The sequence below is a fragment of the Synechocystis sp. FACHB-908 genome, assembly GCF_014698595.1.
Taxonomy (GTDB): Bacteria; Cyanobacteriota; Cyanobacteriia; order Cyanobacteriales; family Microcystaceae; genus Synechocystis.
In genome coordinates this window covers 1-1,769 of record NZ_JACJTH010000024.1, presented here as the reverse complement: position 1 = coordinate 1,769, position 1,769 = coordinate 1, and the positions used below count along the sequence as shown (strand labels likewise).

The following is a 1,769-nucleotide window of genomic DNA, read 5'->3' as shown; positions in this document are numbered from 1 at the left end:
TCGTTTAAGCAAGGATTATGAATATTTACCTACCACCAGTGAGACCATGCTCTATGTTGCCATGGTTCATCTCATGCTTCAAAGGCTTGCTTAAAACTTTTCAAACACTTTCTAAGGGATTGTATGTCCTTTGAGCTAAAGCTCGACGTCAAAGGAACCGTTTTGGTGAACAATTAATGAACAATCGTTAAAAATCCTAGTCAGTGGCCTAAGCATTCCGTCCCCTTGAGCTTTTGGCCTGTGCCCTTCCTTCAATCCATGGAGGAAAATGGCCAGTTCGGTGATCGCCGCCACCGTGACCTTTCTCTGTTTCCCATCATCCATGACCCAGAATATTCTCCCTGCTCTCCTTGATCATATCCGCCAAAGTCCCCACCAGCGGCTCACTTTTGCGGAGTTTATGGAGTGGGTGCTCTATCAACCTGATTATGGTTATTACAGTAGTGGTCAGGTGGACATTGCCATTCGCGGGGATTTTGTCACGGCGATCGCCTTGGGGGCCGATTTTGGCGAACTGCTGGCGGAGCAATTTTTGGAAATGTGGCAGCGGCTGGGGGAACCGGACCGCTTTGATCTTTTAGAATTGGGGGCTGGAACTGGAGCCTTTGCCCAAACAGTGTTGGCCCAGACCCAAAGACTGTATCCCGAATTTTTTGCCGCCTTACACTACCACATCATTGAGGAGTCCGCCGCCCTCCGCCGAAGGCAAGCCAATCTCTTAGAACCCTGGCGGGAAATGGGCAAAATCCAATGGCAAACTTGGCCAGAGTTGGCAAACGATAGCTTAGTAGGTTGTTGTTTTAGCAATGAATTTTTCGATGCCCTGCCCGTCCATCGAGTGGGCATCAAACAAGGGGTTTTGAAAGAGCAATATATTGAGGCGGGATCAACGGATCTCACTAGCGTTTGGGACGACCTGTCCACTGACAAATTGGTAGATTACTTCGCTAGCTTTGGCTTGCAACTGACTTCTCCTCCCTACGGAGAAAATTATGAAACCGAAGTCAACCTAGCCGCCCAACAGGCTTTGGAAGAAATTGCTCGGGTTTTAGCCCAGGGATGGGTATTAACGGTGGATTATGGCCATCCAGCGGGGAAATATTACCATCCCCAACGCACTGGAGGGACGCTGCAATGCTATTTCCAACAACGGCACCACGATAATCCCTTCGTCAATTTGGGGCAACAGGACGTCACTGCCCATGTCAACTTCACTGCCTTGGAATGGTGGGGAGAATGCTATGGCCTGAATCGTTTGGATTTTAGCCAGCAGGGGCCTTTTTTAATGAATCTTGGCCTTGGCGATCGCCTAGCGGATTTATCCAGTGGGCAGTATGATTTGAACGAAATTTTTTCCCGACGGGCCATTTTGCACCAGTTAATTGATCCCAATGGCCTCGGTAAATTTGGGGTACTACTACAGGGTAAGAAGCTAAATATCTCGATGAAGGAGCCAACTCTGCGGGGTTTTAGGCCCCCAACAGCCTTGGAAATAGGCAATTTACCAATGGCGGGCTAAATCGTAAACTTACTAAAAGTAAGGATGTTAATTTATTAATTTAAAAGGACTGAAATTTACCCTTAATAAATACCTTTTGATTCAGAATCGTTGAATCGCACTTATGTACGACCTAAAAATAGACAGAATAATCCTACAGCAAAGCAAATTCATCACCTTAGTGCTAACTCCCTTAGCCAGTGTACATAGCTTATTTTTTCACACATGAAAGCCTGTAAATAACGTAGTTTGTCTAACATTGTTGTACCTG

1 protein-coding gene and 1 pseudogene are annotated in these 1,769 nt (G+C 46.5%); both read left to right on the top strand.

Annotation, left to right across the window (positions count from 1 at the left end; all coding sequences use genetic code 11):
- Positions 1–94 (top strand): annotated as a pseudogene (locus H6G46_RS08880) (IS5/IS1182 family transposase); the annotation flags it as partial.
- Between the two features lie 174 nt (positions 95–268).
- The gene (locus H6G46_RS08875) at positions 269–1,519 is read left to right on the top strand and encodes a class I SAM-dependent methyltransferase (protein ID WP_010873390.1); all 1,251 of its coding nucleotides are present in this window, start codon (positions 269–271) and stop codon (positions 1,517–1,519) included.
- The last annotated feature ends 250 nt before the right edge of the window (positions 1,520–1,769 follow it).

Bases quoted from the DNA above. Each gene is read 5' to 3' on its own strand.
- H6G46_RS08875 (WP_010873390.1), top strand. From the start codon at position 269: ATGGCCAGTTCGGTGATCGCCGCCACCGTGACCTTTCTCTGTTTCCCA.